General features: G+C 32.7%; 18 protein-coding genes and 1 other RNA gene. 13 read left to right on the forward strand and 6 right to left on the reverse strand.

What is annotated here, in order from left to right:
- Positions 1 to 3044 (forward strand): MBG domain-containing protein (locus tag BMX53_RS17255; RefSeq protein WP_143061448.1); only part of this gene is annotated, 3044 nt, incomplete at its 5' end.
- Between the two features lie 12 nt (positions 3045 to 3056).
- Positions 3057 to 3893, forward strand: coding sequence for an outer membrane beta-barrel protein (locus tag BMX53_RS17260; protein ID WP_242651327.1), 837 nt, complete (start codon positions 3057 to 3059; stop codon positions 3891 to 3893).
- Positions 3894 to 3957: 64 nt separating this feature from the next.
- Here the strand turns inward: BMX53_RS17260 and BMX53_RS17265 are convergent, their stop codons facing one another.
- The 3 genes from BMX53_RS17265 to BMX53_RS17275 form a co-directional block, all read right to left on the reverse strand.
- Complete coding sequence (locus BMX53_RS17265) at positions 3958 to 4521, reverse strand: hypothetical protein (protein WP_063176114.1); 564 nt, start codon at positions 4519 to 4521, stop codon at positions 3958 to 3960.
- Positions 4522 to 4590: 69 nt separating this feature from the next.
- Positions 4591 to 4836: a VF530 family protein gene (locus tag BMX53_RS17270; RefSeq protein WP_038988220.1), complete on the reverse strand. Its 246-nt coding sequence runs from the start codon at positions 4834 to 4836 to the stop codon at positions 4591 to 4593.
- 127 nt (positions 4837 to 4963) lie between these two features.
- On the reverse strand, positions 4964 to 5218 hold the full coding sequence (locus BMX53_RS17275; RefSeq protein WP_038988221.1) for a hypothetical protein: 255 nt from the start codon (positions 5216 to 5218) through the stop codon (positions 4964 to 4966).
- Between the two features lie 425 nt (positions 5219 to 5643).
- Here BMX53_RS17275 and BMX53_RS17280 point away from each other — a divergent pair, with 425 nt between their 5' ends.
- The 4 genes from BMX53_RS17280 (at position 5644) to BMX53_RS17295 (ending at position 8707) form a co-directional block, all read left to right on the forward strand.
- The gene (locus BMX53_RS17280; protein WP_074748059.1) at positions 5644 to 6438 is read left to right on the forward strand and encodes a helix-turn-helix domain-containing protein; all 795 of its coding nucleotides are present in this window, start codon (positions 5644 to 5646) and stop codon (positions 6436 to 6438) included.
- Positions 6439 to 6505: 67 nt separating this feature from the next.
- Complete coding sequence (locus BMX53_RS17285) at positions 6506 to 6907, forward strand: RidA family protein (protein WP_063176112.1); 402 nt, start codon at positions 6506 to 6508, stop codon at positions 6905 to 6907.
- A gap of 95 nt (positions 6908 to 7002) precedes the next feature.
- Positions 7003 to 8214, forward strand: coding sequence for an aspartyl protease family protein (locus BMX53_RS17290; RefSeq protein WP_063176111.1), 1212 nt, complete (start codon positions 7003 to 7005; stop codon positions 8212 to 8214).
- 91 nt (positions 8215 to 8305) lie between these two features.
- Positions 8306 to 8707, forward strand: a complete 402-nt coding sequence (locus BMX53_RS17295) for a hypothetical protein (protein ID WP_063176110.1) — start codon at positions 8306 to 8308, stop codon at positions 8705 to 8707.
- Positions 8708 to 8850: 143 nt separating this feature from the next.
- On the opposite strand, the gene BMX53_RS17300 is transcribed toward BMX53_RS17295, so the two are convergent.
- A complete protein-coding gene (locus BMX53_RS17300) occupies positions 8851 to 9330 on the reverse strand; it encodes a GNAT family N-acetyltransferase (RefSeq protein WP_063176109.1) in 480 nt (159 codons plus the stop codon).
- Between the two features lie 125 nt (positions 9331 to 9455).
- On the opposite strand from BMX53_RS17300, the gene BMX53_RS17305 reads away from it, so the two are divergent.
- Positions 9456 to 10391 carry a hypothetical protein gene (locus BMX53_RS17305; RefSeq protein WP_063176108.1) on the forward strand — a complete coding sequence of 312 codons (936 nt, stop codon included), beginning with the start codon at positions 9456 to 9458 and terminating at the stop codon, positions 10389 to 10391.
- Between the two features lie 113 nt (positions 10392 to 10504).
- Positions 10505 to 10705: a hypothetical protein gene (locus BMX53_RS17310; protein ID WP_063176107.1), complete on the forward strand. Its 201-nt coding sequence runs from the start codon at positions 10505 to 10507 to the stop codon at positions 10703 to 10705.
- Between the two features lie 40 nt (positions 10706 to 10745).
- On the opposite strand, the gene BMX53_RS17315 is transcribed toward BMX53_RS17310, so the two are convergent.
- The gene (locus BMX53_RS17315; RefSeq protein WP_063176106.1) at positions 10746 to 11954 is read right to left on the reverse strand and encodes an NAD(P)-dependent oxidoreductase; all 1209 of its coding nucleotides are present in this window, start codon (positions 11952 to 11954) and stop codon (positions 10746 to 10748) included.
- Positions 11955 to 12120: 166 nt separating this feature from the next.
- Here BMX53_RS17315 and ssrA point away from each other — a divergent pair.
- Positions 12121 to 12519, forward strand: a transfer-messenger RNA (tmRNA) gene (gene ssrA, locus BMX53_RS17320).
- 55 nt (positions 12520 to 12574) lie between these two features.
- Here the strand turns inward: ssrA and BMX53_RS17325 are convergent.
- Positions 12575 to 13660, reverse strand: a complete 1086-nt coding sequence (locus BMX53_RS17325) for an ankyrin repeat domain-containing protein (protein WP_208597265.1) — start codon at positions 13658 to 13660, stop codon at positions 12575 to 12577.
- A 127-nt stretch (positions 13661 to 13787) separates the two neighbouring features.
- On the opposite strand from BMX53_RS17325, the gene BMX53_RS17330 reads away from it, so the two are divergent.
- The 4 genes from BMX53_RS17330 (at position 13788) to BMX53_RS17345 (ending at position 18675) form a co-directional block, all read left to right on the forward strand.
- The gene (locus tag BMX53_RS17330; protein WP_063176105.1) at positions 13788 to 14639 is read left to right on the forward strand and encodes an AraC family transcriptional regulator; all 852 of its coding nucleotides are present in this window, start codon (positions 13788 to 13790) and stop codon (positions 14637 to 14639) included.
- A gap of 100 nt (positions 14640 to 14739) precedes the next feature.
- On the forward strand, positions 14740 to 15390 hold the full coding sequence (locus tag BMX53_RS17335; protein ID WP_063176104.1) for an NAD(P)-dependent oxidoreductase: 651 nt from the start codon (positions 14740 to 14742) through the stop codon (positions 15388 to 15390).
- 612 nt (positions 15391 to 16002) lie between these two features.
- Positions 16003 to 16974, forward strand: coding sequence for a DUF6266 family protein (locus BMX53_RS17340; RefSeq protein WP_063176103.1), 972 nt, complete (start codon positions 16003 to 16005; stop codon positions 16972 to 16974).
- Positions 16975 to 17193: 219 nt separating this feature from the next.
- Entirely contained in the window at positions 17194 to 18675 is a 1482-nt protein-coding gene (locus tag BMX53_RS17345) for a hypothetical protein (RefSeq protein ID WP_074748062.1), read from the forward strand.
- Positions 18676 to 18929 lie beyond the last annotated feature (254 nt).

Consider the following 18929-nt stretch of genomic DNA (forward strand, 5'->3'; position numbering starts at 1 on the left):
CAGGTGGTTATACTTATTCATGGGCTCCGAGTGGCGGAACTGCTGCTACCGCTACAGGATTAGCTGCTGGTACTTATACTGTGACTATTACAGATGCTAATGCTTGTACTACAACAGTAACAGCTACTATTACAGAACCTAATGTAGTACAAGCACCTAAGGTGACTAGTAATAGTGTTAGCTTTAAATATGGAGATAGTGCAACTGCATTAGTCGCTACCAATGATGCTAATCATACTCTAAAATGGTATGAAGGAGATAATAAAACATTGTTAACTAAAGCTCCAATACCTATTACCAATAAGATAGGAAAACAGACGTATTGGGTGAGTCAAGTTAATTCTACTGAATGTGAAAGTGAATTAGTTAAAATAGAGGTAACAATTACTCCAGCTACGTTAACTGTAACAGCAGATGCTCAATCTAAGGTATATGGAAGTGTAGATTCAGCATTGACTTATCAAGTAACAGGAATAGTAAATGCAGAAAAAGAGTCTGATGTATTATCAGGAAACTTATCTCGTGATAAAGGAGAGAATGTAGGAAGTTATCTTATTGATCAAGGAACTCTTATAGCGAATGGTAATTATACGATGACTTTTGCAGCAAGTAACCTAACAATTACTCCAGCTAGCTTAACTGTAACAGCAGATGCTCAGTCTAAGGTATACGGAAGTGTAGATTCTGCATTAACTTATCAAGTAATTGGTTTAGTGGATGCAGAAAAAGAGTCTGATGTATTATCAGGAAACTTATCTCGTGATAAAGGAGAGAATGTAGGACTTTATATTATTAATCAAGGAAGTTTAAAAGCTTCTAGTAATTATACATTAGATTTTAAACCAAATAACTTAGAAATTACTCCAGCTGCTTTAACCGTAAAAGTAGATACTCAGTCTAAGGTATATGGAAGTGCAGATCCTGCATTGACTTATCAAGTAACTGGTTTAGTGGATGCAGAAAAAGAGTCTGCTGTATTATCAGGAAACTTATCTCGTGATAAAGGAGAGAATGTAGGAAGTTATCTTATTAATCAAGGAACTCTTATAGCGAATGGTAATTATAAGATGACTTTTGCAGGAAGTAACCTAACAATTACTCCAGCTACATTAACTGTAACAGCAGATGTTCAATCTAAAGTATATGGAAGTGCAGATCCAGCATTGACTTATAAAGTAACAGGATTAGTAAATGCAGAAAAAGAGTCTGCTGTATTATCAGGAAACTTATCTCGTGATAAAGGAGAGAATGTAGGAAGTTATCTTATTAATCAAGTAACTCTTATAGCGAATGGTAATTATACGATGACTTTTACAGGAAGTAACCTAACAATTACTCCAGCTCCTTTAACTGTAACAGCAGATGCCAAGACTAAGGTATACGGAAGTGTAGATCCAGCATTGACTTATAAAGTAACTGGTTTAATGGATGCAGAAAAAGAGTCTGATGTATTATCAGGAAGTTTAACTCGTATAGCAGGTGAAAGTGTAGGAAACTATGAAATTCTAAAAGGAAGTTTAAATGTTAACAGCAATTACAGTCTAACTTTTAATAAAGCTGAATTGACTATCACTAAAGCTTCTATTACGGGAGTAAAACTAGAGGATGCTAGTTATGTGTATGATGGTCAAGAGAAAGAGCTGGTAGTTAATGGTAACTTACCAAAAGATGCTACAATTAGTTATGTGTCTAATAAACAAACAGAGACAGGAGTATATGAAGTAACTGCTTTAGTAACTGCTCCTAATTATATAGACTTGCCATTAAAAGCGAAGTTGACTATTAGTAAATCAACAATCACTGGGGTAAAATTAGAGGATGCTAGTTATGTGTATGATGGTCATGAGAAAGAGTTGTTAATCAGTGGTAACTTACCAAAAGATGCTACAGTTAGTTATGTAGCTAATAAACAGACAGAGGCAGGAGTGTATGACGTAACTGCTTTAGTATCTGCTCCTAATTATATAGACTTGCCGTTAAAAGCGAAGTTGACTATTAGTAAAGCGAAGCAAGAGATTACTTTTAATAAGTTGACTCCTATCGTGTTTGATAAAAATATACAGTTACAGTTGACAGCATCTAGTAATTCAGGATTGCCAGTAAGCTATACGTATTCTTATGAGGGAAGTAAGGCTGCAGCAATAGTAAGCCCTTCAGGTACTGTGACTGTAGTCTCTCAAGGTCGTATTGTTATCACAGTACATCAGGTTGGAAATAATAATTATGCCCCAGCTAAAAGTATAAGTCAGGCATTAGTTATCATTAATGACGAAGCTTTAATTACAGACTGGAAAATAAACGGACAGCGCCAAGGAGCTCTATCTTCTACAGGAGTGTTTAGACAAGAATGTAATGAGATCACTGATCAGATGGATGTGGAGCTAGAGACTAGTGTAGGAGCAGAAGTTAGTACAGGTAGTAAGTTCTCAATATCAACTCCTAAGGCAGGTATTTATAGACAGGAAGTAGTGGTTACTTCACAGAGTGGATCAACTACTAAGAAGTATGAAATAGTGATAGAGCGTCCATTTGGTTTTGACGATATCGTGATACAGAAGTTTGATAATACACTACTAGTTAATAATAACCCACAGACTAATGGAGGATATCGCTTTATAGGATATAGATGGTATAAGAATGATCAACTAATCGGTACAGAACAAGTGTATTCTGTAGGAAATAAGAAAGAGGATTTATTAGATATAAATGCGTTGTATAGAGTAGAGTTAGTTACTGATAAAGGAGAAGTATTACACAGTTGTGCATCTACAATACGATATACACATACTAAGAATATTCAACTTTATCCTAATCCAGTGGTTAAAAATGGTGTGTTAGAAGTAGCTATAGATTATCCAAGCACTGCTTTAGATCAAATGAGTGCATCAGTTTATAGTTTGACAGGACAGTTCTTATTCACAGTGCCATTACAAGGAGCGGTATCTAAAGTAAACTTACCGTCTAATATGGTAGAAGGGGTTTACATTATGCTTATCAAGATAGAAGGTAAGACTAAGACCTTTAGATTTATGGTTAAACCTTAATTACACAAGTAAATGAAAAGAAAGAAAATAAGTGGATTAATGCTTGTCGCACTGTGTTGTGCGACAGGCTTTGCTCAAGAGGTAAACGTGTCGGCATCAGGCTTTTTTAATAACACACAGTCAAATATAAAGGCCGTAGATAGTCAAGCTACTATTGGGTATGGAATAGGACTTGGGTATCGTTACTATGTAAATGAAAGTTGGAGTATAGGTACAGAAGTAGGGTATCAACATAAGGAGCTTTATTTTATCAATCGAAATGCTAATGGAAGCTGGTCATCTATGGACATAGAAGGCGATGAGTATGAATTTCGATATAAGACAAGAAATAGCAAGGAATACTTGACTTATAATAGTGTCCACATTCCGCTGACTATTCAGTATGAGACTAAAGGAACTGTAAAGTGGTATGTACAGACAGGTGTAGGCCTTTCATTAAAAGTAGGGACTAGCCAGGCAGAAGTAGTGATGAATGATCTACATACCTCGGGCTATTACCCTAAGTGGGATGCAGAGTTAACAGGGCCTAGCTTTATGGGCTTTGGGTATAAAGATCACCTAAGTCAAAAAAGCGATATAAAAGTAGAGAATAGATACTCTTGGTTATTTGAAACAGGTATAAAACAAGAGCTTGGCAATAAACAGAGTTTATATATTGGAGCCTTTGTAGACTTAGGATTAAATAACCTAATCAAGGAAGATAACAGAGTGTCTAATCCGATTAGTCTTTCGACTAATTTAGACAATCCTCTTGTATTACACAGCGTTTGGAAACAAGAGAGGTATAAGACACAAGAGCTTAAAGATTACCACATTGGTATTAAGCTTAGATATGCGTTTAATTTGTAGATAGACTACGTTTTGTTGTTGAAGGGGATGCTGTAGAGGCATCCCTTTTTATAATGTGTTAAAGCTAGATCAATAGTGAACTATAGTGCGTCTTCATATGATCAAAGGTATCTGTGTCGATTAAGCCATCAGATAGATCAAATTCACTACAGAATCTGAGGATAGAGGCGTGTATGTAATTAAATACGTATAGAGGTAGTTCTTTTGTGATGTGTTTTGATAGGAGTACTCTTAATATTTCTTCACCAAACTCTTCTTCATCGTATAGCCTTATATTATCTATAAAAGCTTGGAATTTTGGGTTTGAAATAAAAGCAATAGTTAAATAAAGGACTTCATTTTCACTCCAGTTTCTATTGTGTATAAAATTACTTATAAGTTCAGATACTTGCGGATTATTAGTACCATTGCATAGATTGGCCAATACAAAATCATCTGTAGGTTTATAGTGGTTATCTAATTCTGTGTCTATACTAAAATCTGTATATAAAGAACCGAGAATCAAAAGTGTTTGCATCCTCGCTTTTTCTATAAACTCTATAGAAAAATGTTGCTCAATGAAATCAGGAGCATTGGGTTGAGTCATTTTAGTGGAATCTGTATTATGTTGAAGATCTAGTATCTCCATAGTGTGTTTTCCAAAATTGTGTTTTAACAGAATAAATATAGCTAAAATATATTATCTATCTTAAACTTATTATTGTTGTGCTCTCTGTTGTTTTGCTTTTTGGCGAAGTACATATAGATATAAGCTCTCTACTTTCTCTCTAGCCCAAGGAGTTTTTCTAAGAAACTTTAAAGAAGAGTTAATACTCGGATCATGTGTAAAACAACGTATACTAATCTGATTACCTAAACCTTCAAACCCATCATAGTATTCTACTAATTCATTTAGGATATCTACTAACTTCTTTCCGTGTAAAGGATCTTTGGATACTTGCATATATTTATATCTTTTAGCAAAGATAAAGCAATTATTGCGACTAAGCCTAAAATATAAAAATCCCAAGCGTGAACTTGGGATTCTTTGTCCAATGTGGTGGTGTTAATTTTAAGGACTATTATATCTTTTAAAATTTAATTAAGTACAGCTTTTTCTTTTTTCTTCGAAGTAAGAAGTCATATTTATACCTAGCAAAAGGAGTTACAGAATAACCTTCTTCTATTAATTTGAGTTGAACTACCTCAGGGACATCCTCAATAATTAATGAATTTTGCCCTCTTGCTGCAGTTTGTTGTAGTTTACTAATTATCGTATTGTATCTAGATAATGCCGCGTTTAATGCTATTTCTTTTAATTTTTCTGGTGTTATAGAATTGCTCATATTTTAATAAGGTTGTATAGTATGGTGGTGAATTGAAAAGTACTACAAAAAAAATTAAAAAAATACATATTTGGTAAAAAAATATCTTAAAAATAGTTGATTCTGTTTATTGTGTTTTTTGTCAAATTACTCTAATATTTCGTTTTAAAGTATGTGTTTAACTAGTGTTTTGTTTTTAATTATAGAGCGTTTGTATTGTGTAATTGTTGTGAATTATATAATAATGTCACAAAATATTAAATATAGAGTTTGAATTTGATTCTTTTTCGTTTATAAAAAAGATCCCTCAACCTCAGTGAATACAAATAGAATAGTATTTATACTTCTAATAAAAAAGCATTAATAACTGTTAAAAAGTCATTTTATAATAAGTAAGCTATGGGATTTTGCAAAAAACGTATCTTTGAGTTGACCTATATATTAGTATGAAATATCAAGAGATCATTCCGATTAAACAGCTTCAACCTTATGTCCAATACTTCTGGATAATAGAGGATATGAGTAATAATATTGGAGTACATAATTTTAAGATTATTCCAGATGGTGTACCTACTCTGATTTATCAAGATATTCCGAATCATCTTACAGAACAGAGTTCTACTCATAAGTCTCCATTATATGTCTATGGACAGTTTACTAAATATACTAACCAGGTAATAGATGGTCCGTATAGAATTATAGGAGTATATCTTAAATCAACAGCATTAAAAGCTTTATTTAATATAGATGCTTCCGAGTTTAAAAATAAAAATATAGCTCTAGAGGATCTTGTATCTAGTTCTGTTTTAGAACAATTACTCAATGCAATAACAGTAGAAGAGAAAGTGGAGATATTGTCTACATTTTTATTGTCAAGAGTAACTGCGATAAAATATAGTAACCAAAAGGCTGTATATGCTTCTGATTTATTAAAAGAAGGAAAGGAGCTAAAAGAAGTTCAGTTAGAGATGAATATTTCAGAACGTTCACTCGAGAGAATTTTTAAAGAGCATATAGGTATGAGTCCTAAGTTCTTTTCTAGAATAATGCGTTTTCAGTTTAGTCTAAATTTATATCGAAACAATGCCTTTGAGAATTTAACTGATTTGACATATCAAAGTAATTATTTTGATCAATCACATTTGATTAGGGAATTTAAAGAGTTTACAGGAGTTAGTCCTAAGAAGTTTTTACATAAAGTAGAAGAGCAACTTATTAATTATCCTAAGATTAAAGAATAGCGTCGGTTTTGTACAATTTTGTGCATTTGCTACTTTATAGTTTAGCTCATTAATTAATACTAATATTATGCAAGACATTCAAAAAGTGGTAAGAACCACACCAACAACATTAGCACGCCCTGTAGGAAGTTATTCTCATATTACTATCGTACCTAAGAACGCGAATATCTATACTTTCTCTGGGCAGATAGGAACAGATAAAGAAGGCATTATACCTACTGACTTTAATGCACAAGTAGATAATACATTTGGCAATATAACTGCTCTTTTAAGTAGTCAGGGGTTAAGTGAAGAAGATGTGATTAAAGTTAATATATGGGCTACTAAAGAGATAGACTGGGAATACTTTGATCAAGTATGGAAAGAGTTCTTTATTAGTGGTAATCCATCGATGACTATCGCTTATATATCAGCATTAGGGCTACCAGAGATAGACTTAGAGATAGAAATATGGGCAGCTAAGAGTTAAGATGTACTCTTAGTTATAGAAATAGAACAATTTATAATAAGACAAGTCGTTTAAATAGTACTTATTATTTAATACTTGTCTTATTTACTTTTATTATGAAATCACTTAATAGACTTTGGATTGTTTTTATTGTATCTGTTTTTTGTGCTATACAGAGCTCTTATGGGCAGAATATTGGTCGACTATTGAATAGTACTTCAATAGAACACAAGAGTTTTAAATCAACAATTAAGTTCGAAACAATAGGTAAACATATAATTGTAAAACCTGTGATAAAGGGAAAAGAGTATAGAATGCTATTCGATACAGGGGCAGTAACTTCAATGACTCCTGAAATGATAAAAGAACTAAATTTAAAGAATATAGGCAAAGCTGATGTACTAGATATAGATATCAATGCAAATAAATTGAATTACGTTAAACTAGATACTTTAACTCTTGCAGATATTAGGTTTATTAATGTAGGTGCATTGGTATTAGATCACAATAGTGTAGTTGATTTTAGATGTATGAACATAGATGGTTTTTTAGGAGCGAATATCTTTAGAAAGGCTATATGGGAAATAGATTATACTACTAATGAAATCACCTTTACGGATAATATTCAAAACTTAGATATTCCTATAAATACTCCAAAGACTAGAATGTATATAGGCTATGGAGGAGTACCTAGTGTTACTTCTTATATAGGTAAACATAAGATTTATAATACTGTTATAGATTATGGGTATGGAGGTGCAATAGCATTAGATTATCCTCTCTTTAAAGAGATTTTAAAGAATGATTCTACGATAAAGTATGCTGAAGGCTTTGGTACTTCTACTGTAGGTATATATGGAGAAGTCAAAGTTCCTAAGTTTTATATTGGAAAAATAAATGAGTTGAAGATAGGGGATTTATGTATCAAGGATGAGTTTATTGACTTTGGATTAAGAACCAGAGCTTTTGGTGCAAGTAAATTGGCAGACTATAGAGTAATATTGGATTGGAAAGGGAAAAAAGCATATTTCATAGCTAATAAGGATAAACAATCTACAGATTTTAAAACAATTGGTTATGGTATTGCTTTAAGAGATAAGCAAGTTTATGTAAGTTATCTATATAAAAATAGCCCAGCTGAAAAGGCTGATATTAGGATAGGGGACCAAGTACTGAAGATAAATGGTATTGATTATAAAGATGTTACTCCTGATAAGTGGTGTGATATTAGAAATGTTTGGAGGTTTAAAAAACAAAGTATCACCTTGTTAAGAGATCAAGAAGTTATTCATGTTTCTATTGAAAGTGAGGTACTTATAGAAATATAAAGCAATAGCCTTCGAATTATCCACTTGTTTCTTTATTCTGTCCATTTTTTGAAAAGGTATAAATGAAGTCCTTTACAAAAAAATATCAAACATGAGTAAATTAGATGCAAGCCAGTTTCCATTAGTAAAGGTGACCATCGAGTCAGTAAACGAAGGACATGATCAAAATAAATATTTTAATGACTACGAGTCTTTACTAAAGACCGGAAAGAAGTTTATAATGGTAAATGAGATCAGTGCTCCTGATGTAAAGGATACAAAGAGCAATAAAGAACATATGAAGATGATGAATCTATGGATGAAAAAGAATAGAGAAGAGCTTCGTATGAATGTATTGGGTATGATACAAGTAGAACCAGATGAAGTAAAAAGACAAGCGGCTATAGACTTTAAGGAAGTCTTCTTTAAGTATTGGGGGCATGAACTATTTGTTGTTTCTACAAAAGAAGAAGCCTTATCTCTTGCTAAAGAGAAATTAGAATTAGCTAATTAAGATAAAAAACCAAGTATCTAAAGTAAGTAGGGTTTACTTACTAAAAAGCCTACAAAACAATTTTTTTTTGTAGGCTTTTTTAAAATATGAATGTTATTGTTTTTAAGTTGTTTAAAAACTATTACTTAAAGTTTTTAATAAGGTTATTTAAGCTTCTTAATCATACAATGTTGAGGGCCTTTTACACCTTGATACGTTTTGCCAGAATCATCATAACCAGTCTTTAGGTATAGATTATAAGCTAGCTCATTTTCATAGTTTACTCCAAAGACTACTTCGTCTACTTCTGGGTAATATTTATGGATCAAATCAGGAAGTGCTAACATAGTTGATTTAGCAATTCCTTTTCCTTGATGCTCTGGCATAATAGAGAATGCACGGAGTAGGATAGAGGCTAAATTATCTGTATAGATCAAGCGATCTTCAGACAAATCTAAAGAAAACAATCCGACAGGGTCTTCGTTATATAAGATGGTAAACTGTGTACGCAGTGTGTTTTCCATTATGGTTGGATTGTCTAATATATATTTAGGAACTAAGGCAAAGACTGCCTGTTGTTCATTCAATTCGTAAGAAGATAATGCTTCAAAATGTTTGATGTGATAAGGTTCTATAAATATCATATGCTATTTAATGTGATGGCAATTTAGTGAAATAAGCTGTTTATACTCCATTTAGCAGTTAATCTTCTGTAATCTTTTTTTGTACTTTAGCCTATACTAAGCTATAAGAGCTTAAATATTATAAAATGAAACTAGCACTCACTAAGAAATTTGAGAACGTAGAAAATATTTTAACCGCAGTAACTGTAAATGTGGGTACTGTAGTCTTCTTGTCTTATAGAGAAGAGGATATGCGTTATCAACTGTTATATATATCTAATGAAGAACATAAACTTATAGAATTAGATTATACAGAGAGGTATTATCAAGTAGAGAATAAACCTGTATTATTTGCTGTGAATGGTCAGTTTGGAATAGTAAAGAGCCGAGAAGAATTACTTCTTTATTCTTTTGAAAGCGAGTTGTTTGAAAGTATTTCTATAGATAATAGTAGAGTACTTCCTCAGCGTTTTCATTTAGAATGGCGAGGACCTATTAGTGATAGTTCTATTTTACCTATATGTTTTAGAGGAGATGGCATAGGAAGTGATACTAGATATATTGCTTTTCTAGATGTAGATACTACTAATAAACAAGCAAAATGGGAAAGTTATATTTCATTAGAAATGGTAAATCTGCCCAATCATACTGATCAAAGTTATCCGCCTAAAGTTGATACAGTTATGTTAAAGGATACTGAATTATACACTTTTATCTCTGGAGGACAGACTACTTCAGTGAATAAATGGGGAATGGATTACTATGCTTTTGCAAGAGGAACGAAAGAAGGTATTATTAATAACCTATTAATTGATAGCGGTGATTTACGTGCTATTGATAGTAAGAAACGTGGAGTAAATGGACTATTAAGCCATTCACAGAAGTATTTAATGTTAACACCTGTATTTCAAAGTGATGAATGGAAAGGTAAACCGAAGTTATTCTCTTTAGATCAGCATAAATTGTTAGATGTAACTTTTCCTCGAGGATTTGGTAAATATCCTCAAATACTACAACACGATGGCGCTTACTTTTGGGTATATCTAAGAGATCAAAATGAGATTGTTAAGTGTGTGGAGTAGTAGATTAAGGTACTATGTAAAACTTCTTTTCTAGAAAACCGTAATTGACTATTTTATATTACTGTAGAGGTAATATTGGTGGTAAATAGAGGATATAAATTAATAAAAGAGTTATGGGAAAAGAAAAAAGCTGGAGTGATATTATGATAGATAACATATTCACTTATTTACCTGAATTACCAGGTATTTTTATGATTCTATTAGGATGGCTTCTTCTTTATTGGTCTAAGAAAGGGGATGAGTGGATGTATGAATCAGGAGGATTGGGAGTTATAGTTATTTTAATAGGGATATTAATGCGTTTTATGCTATAAAGAATAGGCTATTGTATGAATACAATAGCCTATTCTAATTTTATTCTTTATTATCCACAAAGTCTTGTAAATAACTAAATCTATCTGTTAATTTACCTCCTTTAGCAATAGTAGATCTCTCTAGTATTTTATCTTTATCTCCGTTAAAAAATGCAGGTAATACTTGCTCTACGAAGATCTCTCCGAAACCTTCACTAGCATCTTTTGGCAATTCACATGGTAGGTTATCAATAGCCATAACTGTGATTGCAGCAGGGTGATCAAACTCTACTTCGATTCCCTTACCTGGGTGGTATCCATAGAATGGTTCTGCTATAGTAGATGCTTTAAGTGTAGAAGCAATAGGTCCGTGATCTACATCACAAGAAACATCTCCTACTAGTTTGATTTGATTAAAAGGTGAGTCTAACATCTCTTTAGACAGTATAACTGGTGCGCCTTTCTTAAAGAAGTGTCCAGTCATCAGGATATCAGCTACTTTAGTAAAACGCTCAAAGTTACTCTCGTATAATTCTGGGTGATCATAGAAGTCTTGTTTACTCGCTTCATTACCATCAATGCGTTTATAGTAGTCCTCTACACCGATTTGGGTATATACTGGTCTGTCGTATTTCTGTGTTAAGAAGTGTTCGATAGATACTTTCTTCATTTTCATACCATCTAATACTTCCATAATTCCATTAGCTACTTTTCCTGTACCTGTAACAACTATCTTAATTGGTGGGAAGTATTGTTTTTTTAATCTGTAGATTAAATCTTCTTTGTGGAGTAAAGTTTCTGCTTTTGCTAAGTTAAAAAGCTCATATTTTAATCCAAATCCTCGTAATGTATTATATGCTCCAACTATTCCAGCATATCTTCCAAAACCAATAATCCTTGTGTTCTTTCCGTCAACAAATGTTTCGTGATCCATTAATGTAATGTTCTTGTCTAAACAAGCTTTTAAAAGCTTGCGATTGTGTTCTTGTTTCTTTATTGTATGCGAAAAAAAGATATAAGTTTTATTTGGTATAAGGTTATCAACAGGAATTTCTTTAACGCCTAATAGAACATCGCAGTCGGTCATATCAGCTGCTAGTTCTAATCCTTCAGAGAGGTAGCTTTGATCAGGAAAAACTCTAATATCAGAAGGTTCTATTTTAATACTCAATTCCTTATGATTATTTAGAGCTTTTATTACCTGTTTCGGACAAAGCACAACTCGTCTATCAGGAGGCGTCTTCCGCTCCTTAATAATACCTATTTTCATAATTTATTTGTTTGTTTTTTTGGTTGGTTTTTCAAATATAGAATTATTTATGAGTTACACAACTATTCTAAGTAAAGAATTTATTAAGTTAGATATATAAGTCTTCTTTGATATTTTATATTTTTGTATTACTTTTGTAGAATATTAGTAATCTTAGTAACTATAAGGGGTCGATCGGTATTGACAGCGAGTGGAATTAGTTAGTAAGCACGTCGAGCGTTGTTAGATTGCTCGTAAATATCATCTAACGAACTTTTTAAACGGCGAAAATAACTACGCTTTAGCTGCTTAATCTGAATTATAGTAAGATTGCCTTTAGTTTCCACCAGGTGGAAGAGCTGAATTCTCCTAAAGAGCCTTGGTTTATGGCGCTTTGTTAAGGGGAACCGTAAAGTAAACCTAGAGATGTCTATTGTTTCGCTAGCATTTCGAAATCTTAGAGACTAAGCTTTTGGTGGCTGTTTTTTGCCAAGCCAACGGTCGAAAATCCAATAAAAAACTAAGCGTGTAGAAAGCTTCCTGATTGCTTGTTTGGACCCGAGTTCGATTCTCGGCGACTCCACAATTAAAAAAGCCTAACTATTTAATAGTTAGGCTTTTTTATTTCTTTTATAGTCACCTTATCTAAAACATTTATCCAATTGCACTGTAGGATTATTCATAAACTCTTCAAAAGCACATAACTCTATAAGCTCTTGATGTTCCATATCATAACAAGCCATTTTCTTAGTCTTTGGGTTCCATACAAGATCTATATGAGTGTAGTCACCAGTTTGTTTTGATAGGCGAAGTAATTTTTGCCTACCTATTTTAAAAGGAACCGTATCAAGAAGCGAAAAGAACTCCACATATTCAAAATCTGAATCAGGTAGATCAATGTGTAGGTTATCTGTCTGTAAGAAGCTTAAAAGTGCTTTAGGTAGTTTGTATGTTTTTAGTTCATCCAATTTATTGTTTAAATTATGAAAATCTACGGGTTCAAGAGATTTAAAATAAGCAGCCATTTCTGTATCACCTTTTTCTAAAGCGATACTATAAGGACGCATGCCATCTTTTTCGGCTAATGTAATATCAGCGCCATGTTCTACAAGGTATTTACACATTTTTAAATCTACATATCTTGCTGCCACGCATAGTGGAGTTGGTTTAAAAGGGTAGACCATATCCGCTTTGTTGTAATTAATATCAACATTGTTAGCAATAAAAAAATCTAATACCTTATAGTTTCTATCATTAACAGCCTGTCTAAATGCTAATCCACCATACTTTTCTACAGTATGCCCCAATTGGTGAATAAGAGGTAAGTTCTGGTATTTTTTGCCATAAAGAGCCTGCTCAAAAGCTCCAGATTTCACGTTATTTACACCATTAGTCTTGGCGCCATTAGCCACTACATATTGAATAATATGCTCATTGCAATAACGTACCGCAGTTAAAAAACTCGGATTATGCTTTACATTTAAGTTTACACCTTTTTCAACAAGCCATTTTAGAGAATCAAAGTTTTCCATAATCAAGGCAAAGTCTAAAGGAGTTTGTTCAATGTATTTACTTAAAACAATACTCTTTTCAATGTCCCAACCAGTTGTTAGGTTGTTATTTAGAGAAGCAATATCTCCTGTAATAATTGCATGAACAATAGGAGGAATATCTTGAAAGGTTCCAATATCTTTTAGGACTATCATGGTCTGATTTTGTTTACTCATAAGTGACTAAATATAGAGAAAGTATTTCAGGTAATAAATTAAATTATTTATGCAATCCCTTTAATCACAAGTCATGAAATACAATTAGTTTTTATACTTTTATTCTACAGAACTACCTACTTACACTATGCAAAAAGTATTAGATATAACCACCTTCGACTTTAAAGCTTCCGCTATAGAAATAGAAGTGAAGAACTTAGACTTTATCAAAACGCTACCTCATATTTTAGGCAAACCACATAAGGCAAGGTTCTATCAAGTTATTTATATAGAAGAAGGTGAGTTCACCTGCTTTATCGACTTTAAACAATTAACGTTAAAGGCTAATGAACTACTCTTTATCTCCATTGGACAGGTCTGTGAGTATGATATTGTTAATGAGTATAGCGGAAGGCTAATTCTATTTACAGAGGCTTTCTTTTCTACCACAGAGCAAGACGCTAAATTCTTATATACCTCTGAGATCTTAAGCCCTATTAGTACAAATCAGGTATTAGAGATACAGCAGAGTGTTGTACAACCTCTTTTAACTTTATTAGAGGGGGAATTAACCAAAGAGATAGATACTTTTAAGGCTATTATTGCGCAAAATTATCTACGCATTATATTATTAGAATCAGAGAGACAGCTCAAAACAACTACTTGTGAATTTACACAGAGCAATATCGTAAGAGATTTTTATAATCTATTAGAACTTCATTTTAAAGTAAATAGAAATACAAACTTCTACTGTGAGTTATTAGGTGTATCCGAGAAAGCCCTTTCCAAACAACTAAAAGTAACTATTGGCAATACTCCTAAAGTGTCTATCGATGCTCGTGTTGTGTTAGAAGCAAAGCGCTTGCTATCCTATAGTCCGTTATCTATAAAAGAGATAGGGTACGAATTAGGTTTTGAAGAACCTACTAATTTCAATAAATACTTTAAAAAACACACCAACCAAACTCCTAATGATTTTAGAGCCTTGCTGAGTAAATAAAACACAGGCGGAGATTTACCATTTTAAGGCGGTAATGTATTATTTAGAGCATCGCTATCTATCCTAATTTTGTCCTGTTATTAATTATAAAACACAGACAATGAAAAATATTGTATTAATAGGAGCAAGCGGATTTGTAGGATCTGCTATTCTACAAGAAGCATTAAATAGAGGCATTAACGTTACAGCAGTAGTGCGTAACCCAGAGAGTATCAAAATTACTCATAATCAATTAACTGTTGTAAAAGCAGATATCTCTTCTATAGAAGAAGTAGCTAAAATTAGCCAAGGAAAAGACGCTGTGATTAGCGCTTATAACCCAGGATGGACTAATCCTGATATTTATGACTTAACGCTTCAGGTTTACCCTAATATAGTGGAGGGAGTAAAAAGAGCAGGAGTAGAGCGTTTACTGATTGTTGGTGGTGCAGGTACATTATTTGTAGCTCCAGGAGTAAGAGTAGTAGACTCAGGTGTTATTCCACAAGAAATTATGGGTGGAGTAAAGTCTTTAGGCGAATTCTACTTAAACACTTTGACTCAAGAGCATGAGCTTGATTGGGTATTTTTCTCTCCAGCAGGTACTTTAGAACCAGGAGTAAGAACAGGAGTTTATAGATTGGGAAAAGACGATTTGATCATCAATGAACAAGGGGAGAGTAAAATCTCTGTAGAAGACTACGCTAAAGCAATGATAGATGAATTAGAAACTCCAAAACATCACAAAGAACGTTTTACAATAGGGTATTAATTTGATCTTTTTTTAATAGAATTATAATGAAATCGCCTACAAGCTTTTATTAGTTTGTAGGCGGTTTTTTTATACTTTATTCCATTTATAGAGTTTTTACTCCCATAAATAAGTAGATATTACTCTTTTTCTACACTAATTTTTTCAAAATACTCTTCTAAGACCCATTTTGAAGCTTAACTCTAAAAAAATAGCTATACTTTTTTTATAATACAATTTATGTAAATTGTTTATTTTTAATAAGTTACTAACTTACCTAGATTTTAAATATTACTTATGACTATCTTTCATCCCTTTAAAATAGGGCATTCTACTTAGTTCCATCGACAATTCAACGACAATAAGCCGTATTTAGATAGCAAAATAGATCGTTCGTCGATGAATTTACGTTTTATAGATGTTTTATTGTCCTTTAATGTGGGTTGTGAACTCTCCTTAAACTTCCTAAAAAATCCAATTATAAGCAGAATACTACTCTTTGATATACTTCATTTGAAGTCTGTTTTGAATGCCAAGTCAAGTAGGGTATGATTTTTCTTTTTTTTAAAGCTCTTTGATTAGTTAAAACACTGTATTGTAGTGTTATGTAATTTTGAAATAAAAACTTAAATCATGGCTGAGATTAAAGAAGGAATATTAGGAGCTGTAAATGGTACTGTAGGAACAGTAGTAGGGTTTCAGTGGAGAGGGCGCAACTTTCTAAGAAGTAAACCTAGGAAGTCAAATAAACCTGCTACAGATAAACAGCGCAAGAGTAGAACGAAACTAAGTGTTGTTTCAACTTTTGCTAGTAAACTTAAAGGATTTGTCAATGAGCATTGCCCTCCTGCATTGCTTAACAAGAAGATGGCTACTGGTAAAGAACAGCTTATTTCTCGCCTTATAAAAGAGGGCGTAGCAATTATAGATCAGGAAATTTGTATAGATGTAGGTGCTGTAATTGTATCAATGGGAACGTTGCCACCATCAATAATCAAGAAAATAAGTAAACTAAAGACTGGACGTATCAAAGTACAGTGGGATAATAATATCACCAATATCTTAGCTAAGGGAACTGACGAATTAACTTTGGTAGCGTATAACGAACAATTGGATACTTTTACTGATATAAGAGGAGTAGGTAAACGCGAAGATAAGTATGTACACTTTGACTTACCTGATACCTGGACAGAAGGAAATATACACTTTTGGAGTGTATGGAAATCAAAAGATGGAATTTTAGTCAGCACTAGTGCATACCACGGCATTACTGAGTTAACAACGGAAGAGTTGCCTATATCTGAAGTTATAATCACACAAGAAAACCAAGAGGATAAGTTGCCTTCTTCTATACCTGCTGAAGTACCTTCTGCTAAAGTAAGTAACCAAGAAGTAGTAAATACACCTGCCAAGAATAATGATACTTCTACAACCTCTGAATTACCTATAACCAATCCTTCTTATATCAAGATAAAGACTTTACCTCGTTTTTTAAAAAAGTTTCTCCATAAGTCAAATGATACTAGTAGTTCTCTAAAGAAGGAACCTACGGTACATCCTGATGAACCACGGTCTATATTAGAAGCCTATCGAAAGGAGGAGTGATTTTAGGTAGGGATATTGTTTTTTTGTCTGCATTAGGATTCATAGAATTAAAGGATTGAAAGATTTAGAGGTGACTTAGATGTTTGCATATTCTATTAATCATTAAATCATCTAACCCTAATTCAGACGAAAAGCATAGAATAATATCCCCACTAATCGGGATTGTGTTATCGATTACTTCATCTTAATATTGAAATATAATGTATAAGAGAACGAAGTATGAAAAATATAGTATTAAGTATGCTTTCTCTGATAGCTACAATGACAGGGTGTGCGCAAGAAAAAAGGGAGAATAAATTGATGAATTCACTTGTAAGGAAGGTGGATAATAGTATTCCTTTTTTGACTAAGGATAACGAGTATATCTATGTAGATAGAACAACTTTAGAGCCTATAGATGGGCGCAAGTATAAGAGAGCTTCTCTATATACGTCTACAGGCTATGCTTTGGTTGATACTGAAGAAGAGTCTATCGTGATAGATATCAATGGGAAAGAAGTAATAAAGTTTAGAGAGGGAGAGATAAGTTTGAGTCCTGTCAATGGTCCTACTTTTTATAAAAAGCATAGAGAATATGAAAAGAAAATGCCTTTATGGAAGTGGGAGTGGAATATATTAGGAGGAGCAATTAAAAAAGAGCAAACCTATCACAGTATAGAGGTTGGGGTGGTAGAAACTAAACAGATATTACTTCAAAAAGAGATTCCTTGGTTAGAAGAGAGTTACTATTTAGATATGATGGAAGTAGGTGATGAGTATGTATTTTGGAATGAAACGCTTTACGAAATCAAGAATAAACATCTAAAGAAAAAAGAAAGTAATATTCTAACCGTATTGGAAGACAATCGCTTTATCAAAGAAACCAGAGGTAACTTTAATATATATGCTATAAATCAAAATAAAGCTCTTCACAAAGGATTACAAGGTACAGAGACTCTGTCTATTTTGATTGAAGGTCAGCTTATTGATCTAACAGAAATCAATAAGGAGCGTTATATACCTGAGGCACCTAAATTATTGATGGATAATGATACAAAAGCTATATATGCTTTTCCACAATATGATAAAGTATTTCCTAAAGAGATCAAGAAAGCTACTGCCACTCAGATAGATTTTATCAAACAAACTTCGTTGGTTTATTCTATAACCAATTCTCCTTACTTTTTGTTGGGTGTCTTTAACTACGATCATGATATTTGGGCGTACTCTTGGCTATATATTGACATAGATGGTAATGTGATGGATACTGTAGATATAGATCATTTTAAGGTTAGGGATCAAATAGGATATATGGTTTGGCCTAATAGAGAGATGATTTTACCTGATCAGTTTATTAAGAATGACTGGAAGGTAGGAAAGATGATGTACTATGGTGGCAGTAAGGAATTGTACGAGGTGAGGGTAAATACTAAAGAGAAACAAAATGTTTATGGAATATGGAATAGTAAAGAACAACAATGGGAGATTACTCCACAGTATTATAATATCCGTATTTTAGATAGTGAAAGAGAGATTTATGCTTTCCAAAAAGAAGAGGATAGCTCGTTCATACTTTATGACAATAAGAAAAAACAAGAGATAGAAACAAAATCTTATAATAGCATCTATTCAAATGGAATGGTAGAAGAACGTACAGAGGATGGCGGCTTTGTGAATTATTATATCGATATTTATACAGGAAAAGAGTATAGAGAGGAGTAAGTTTTTGTCACAAATTTTGATAATATTTGTTACAACAGAATAAGGTAAATTGGTTAGTATTACTACCCATTTGAGATGAACTACAGCGAATAGTTGAACACAGTAGGATAACTAACAGAAATAGATAATGAACTGGTTATTATACTAATCTTTTGAAAATAAATACAGTAATAAAACCTCTTTGTCTTTTAAGATAAAGAGGTTTTGTATTTAGTTAAAGATTGTCAATCTTTATTGAAATAATATATTGTACT

Source organism: Myroides marinus (genome assembly GCF_900109075.1).
Taxonomy (GTDB): Bacteria; Bacteroidota; Bacteroidia; order Flavobacteriales; family Flavobacteriaceae; genus Flavobacterium; species Flavobacterium marinum_A.

What these genes read in the sequence shown, in the direction of transcription:
- BMX53_RS17260 (WP_242651327.1), top strand. Translation starts at nt 3,057, where the DNA reads ATGAAAAGAAAGAAAATAAGTGGATTAATGCTTGTCGCACTGTGTTGT.
- BMX53_RS17265 (WP_063176114.1), bottom strand. Translation starts at nt 4,521, where the DNA reads ATGGAGATACTAGATCTTCAACATAATACAGATTCCACTAAAATGACT.
- BMX53_RS17270 (WP_038988220.1), bottom strand. Translation starts at nt 4,836, where the DNA reads ATGCAAGTATCCAAAGATCCTTTACACGGAAAGAAGTTAGTAGATATC.
- BMX53_RS17275 (WP_038988221.1), bottom strand. Translation starts at nt 5,218, where the DNA reads ATGAGCAATTCTATAACACCAGAAAAATTAAAAGAAATAGCATTAAAC.
- BMX53_RS17280 (WP_074748059.1), top strand. Translation starts at nt 5,644, where the DNA reads ATGAAATATCAAGAGATCATTCCGATTAAACAGCTTCAACCTTATGTC.
- BMX53_RS17285 (WP_063176112.1), top strand. Translation starts at nt 6,506, where the DNA reads ATGCAAGACATTCAAAAAGTGGTAAGAACCACACCAACAACATTAGCA.
- BMX53_RS17290 (WP_063176111.1), top strand. Translation starts at nt 7,003, where the DNA reads ATGAAATCACTTAATAGACTTTGGATTGTTTTTATTGTATCTGTTTTT.
- BMX53_RS17295 (WP_063176110.1), top strand. Translation starts at nt 8,306, where the DNA reads ATGAGTAAATTAGATGCAAGCCAGTTTCCATTAGTAAAGGTGACCATC.
- BMX53_RS17300 (WP_063176109.1), bottom strand. Translation starts at nt 9,330, where the DNA reads ATGATATTTATAGAACCTTATCACATCAAACATTTTGAAGCATTATCT.
- BMX53_RS17305 (WP_063176108.1), top strand. Translation starts at nt 9,456, where the DNA reads ATGAAACTAGCACTCACTAAGAAATTTGAGAACGTAGAAAATATTTTA.
- BMX53_RS17310 (WP_063176107.1), top strand. Translation starts at nt 10,505, where the DNA reads ATGGGAAAAGAAAAAAGCTGGAGTGATATTATGATAGATAACATATTC.
- BMX53_RS17315 (WP_063176106.1), bottom strand. Translation starts at nt 11,954, where the DNA reads ATGAAAATAGGTATTATTAAGGAGCGGAAGACGCCTCCTGATAGACGA.
- BMX53_RS17325 (WP_208597265.1), bottom strand. Translation starts at nt 13,660, where the DNA reads ATGAGTAAACAAAATCAGACCATGATAGTCCTAAAAGATATTGGAACC.
- BMX53_RS17330 (WP_063176105.1), top strand. Translation starts at nt 13,788, where the DNA reads ATGCAAAAAGTATTAGATATAACCACCTTCGACTTTAAAGCTTCCGCT.
- BMX53_RS17335 (WP_063176104.1), top strand. Translation starts at nt 14,740, where the DNA reads ATGAAAAATATTGTATTAATAGGAGCAAGCGGATTTGTAGGATCTGCT.
- BMX53_RS17340 (WP_063176103.1), top strand. Translation starts at nt 16,003, where the DNA reads ATGGCTGAGATTAAAGAAGGAATATTAGGAGCTGTAAATGGTACTGTA.
- BMX53_RS17345 (WP_074748062.1), top strand. Translation starts at nt 17,194, where the DNA reads ATGAAAAATATAGTATTAAGTATGCTTTCTCTGATAGCTACAATGACA.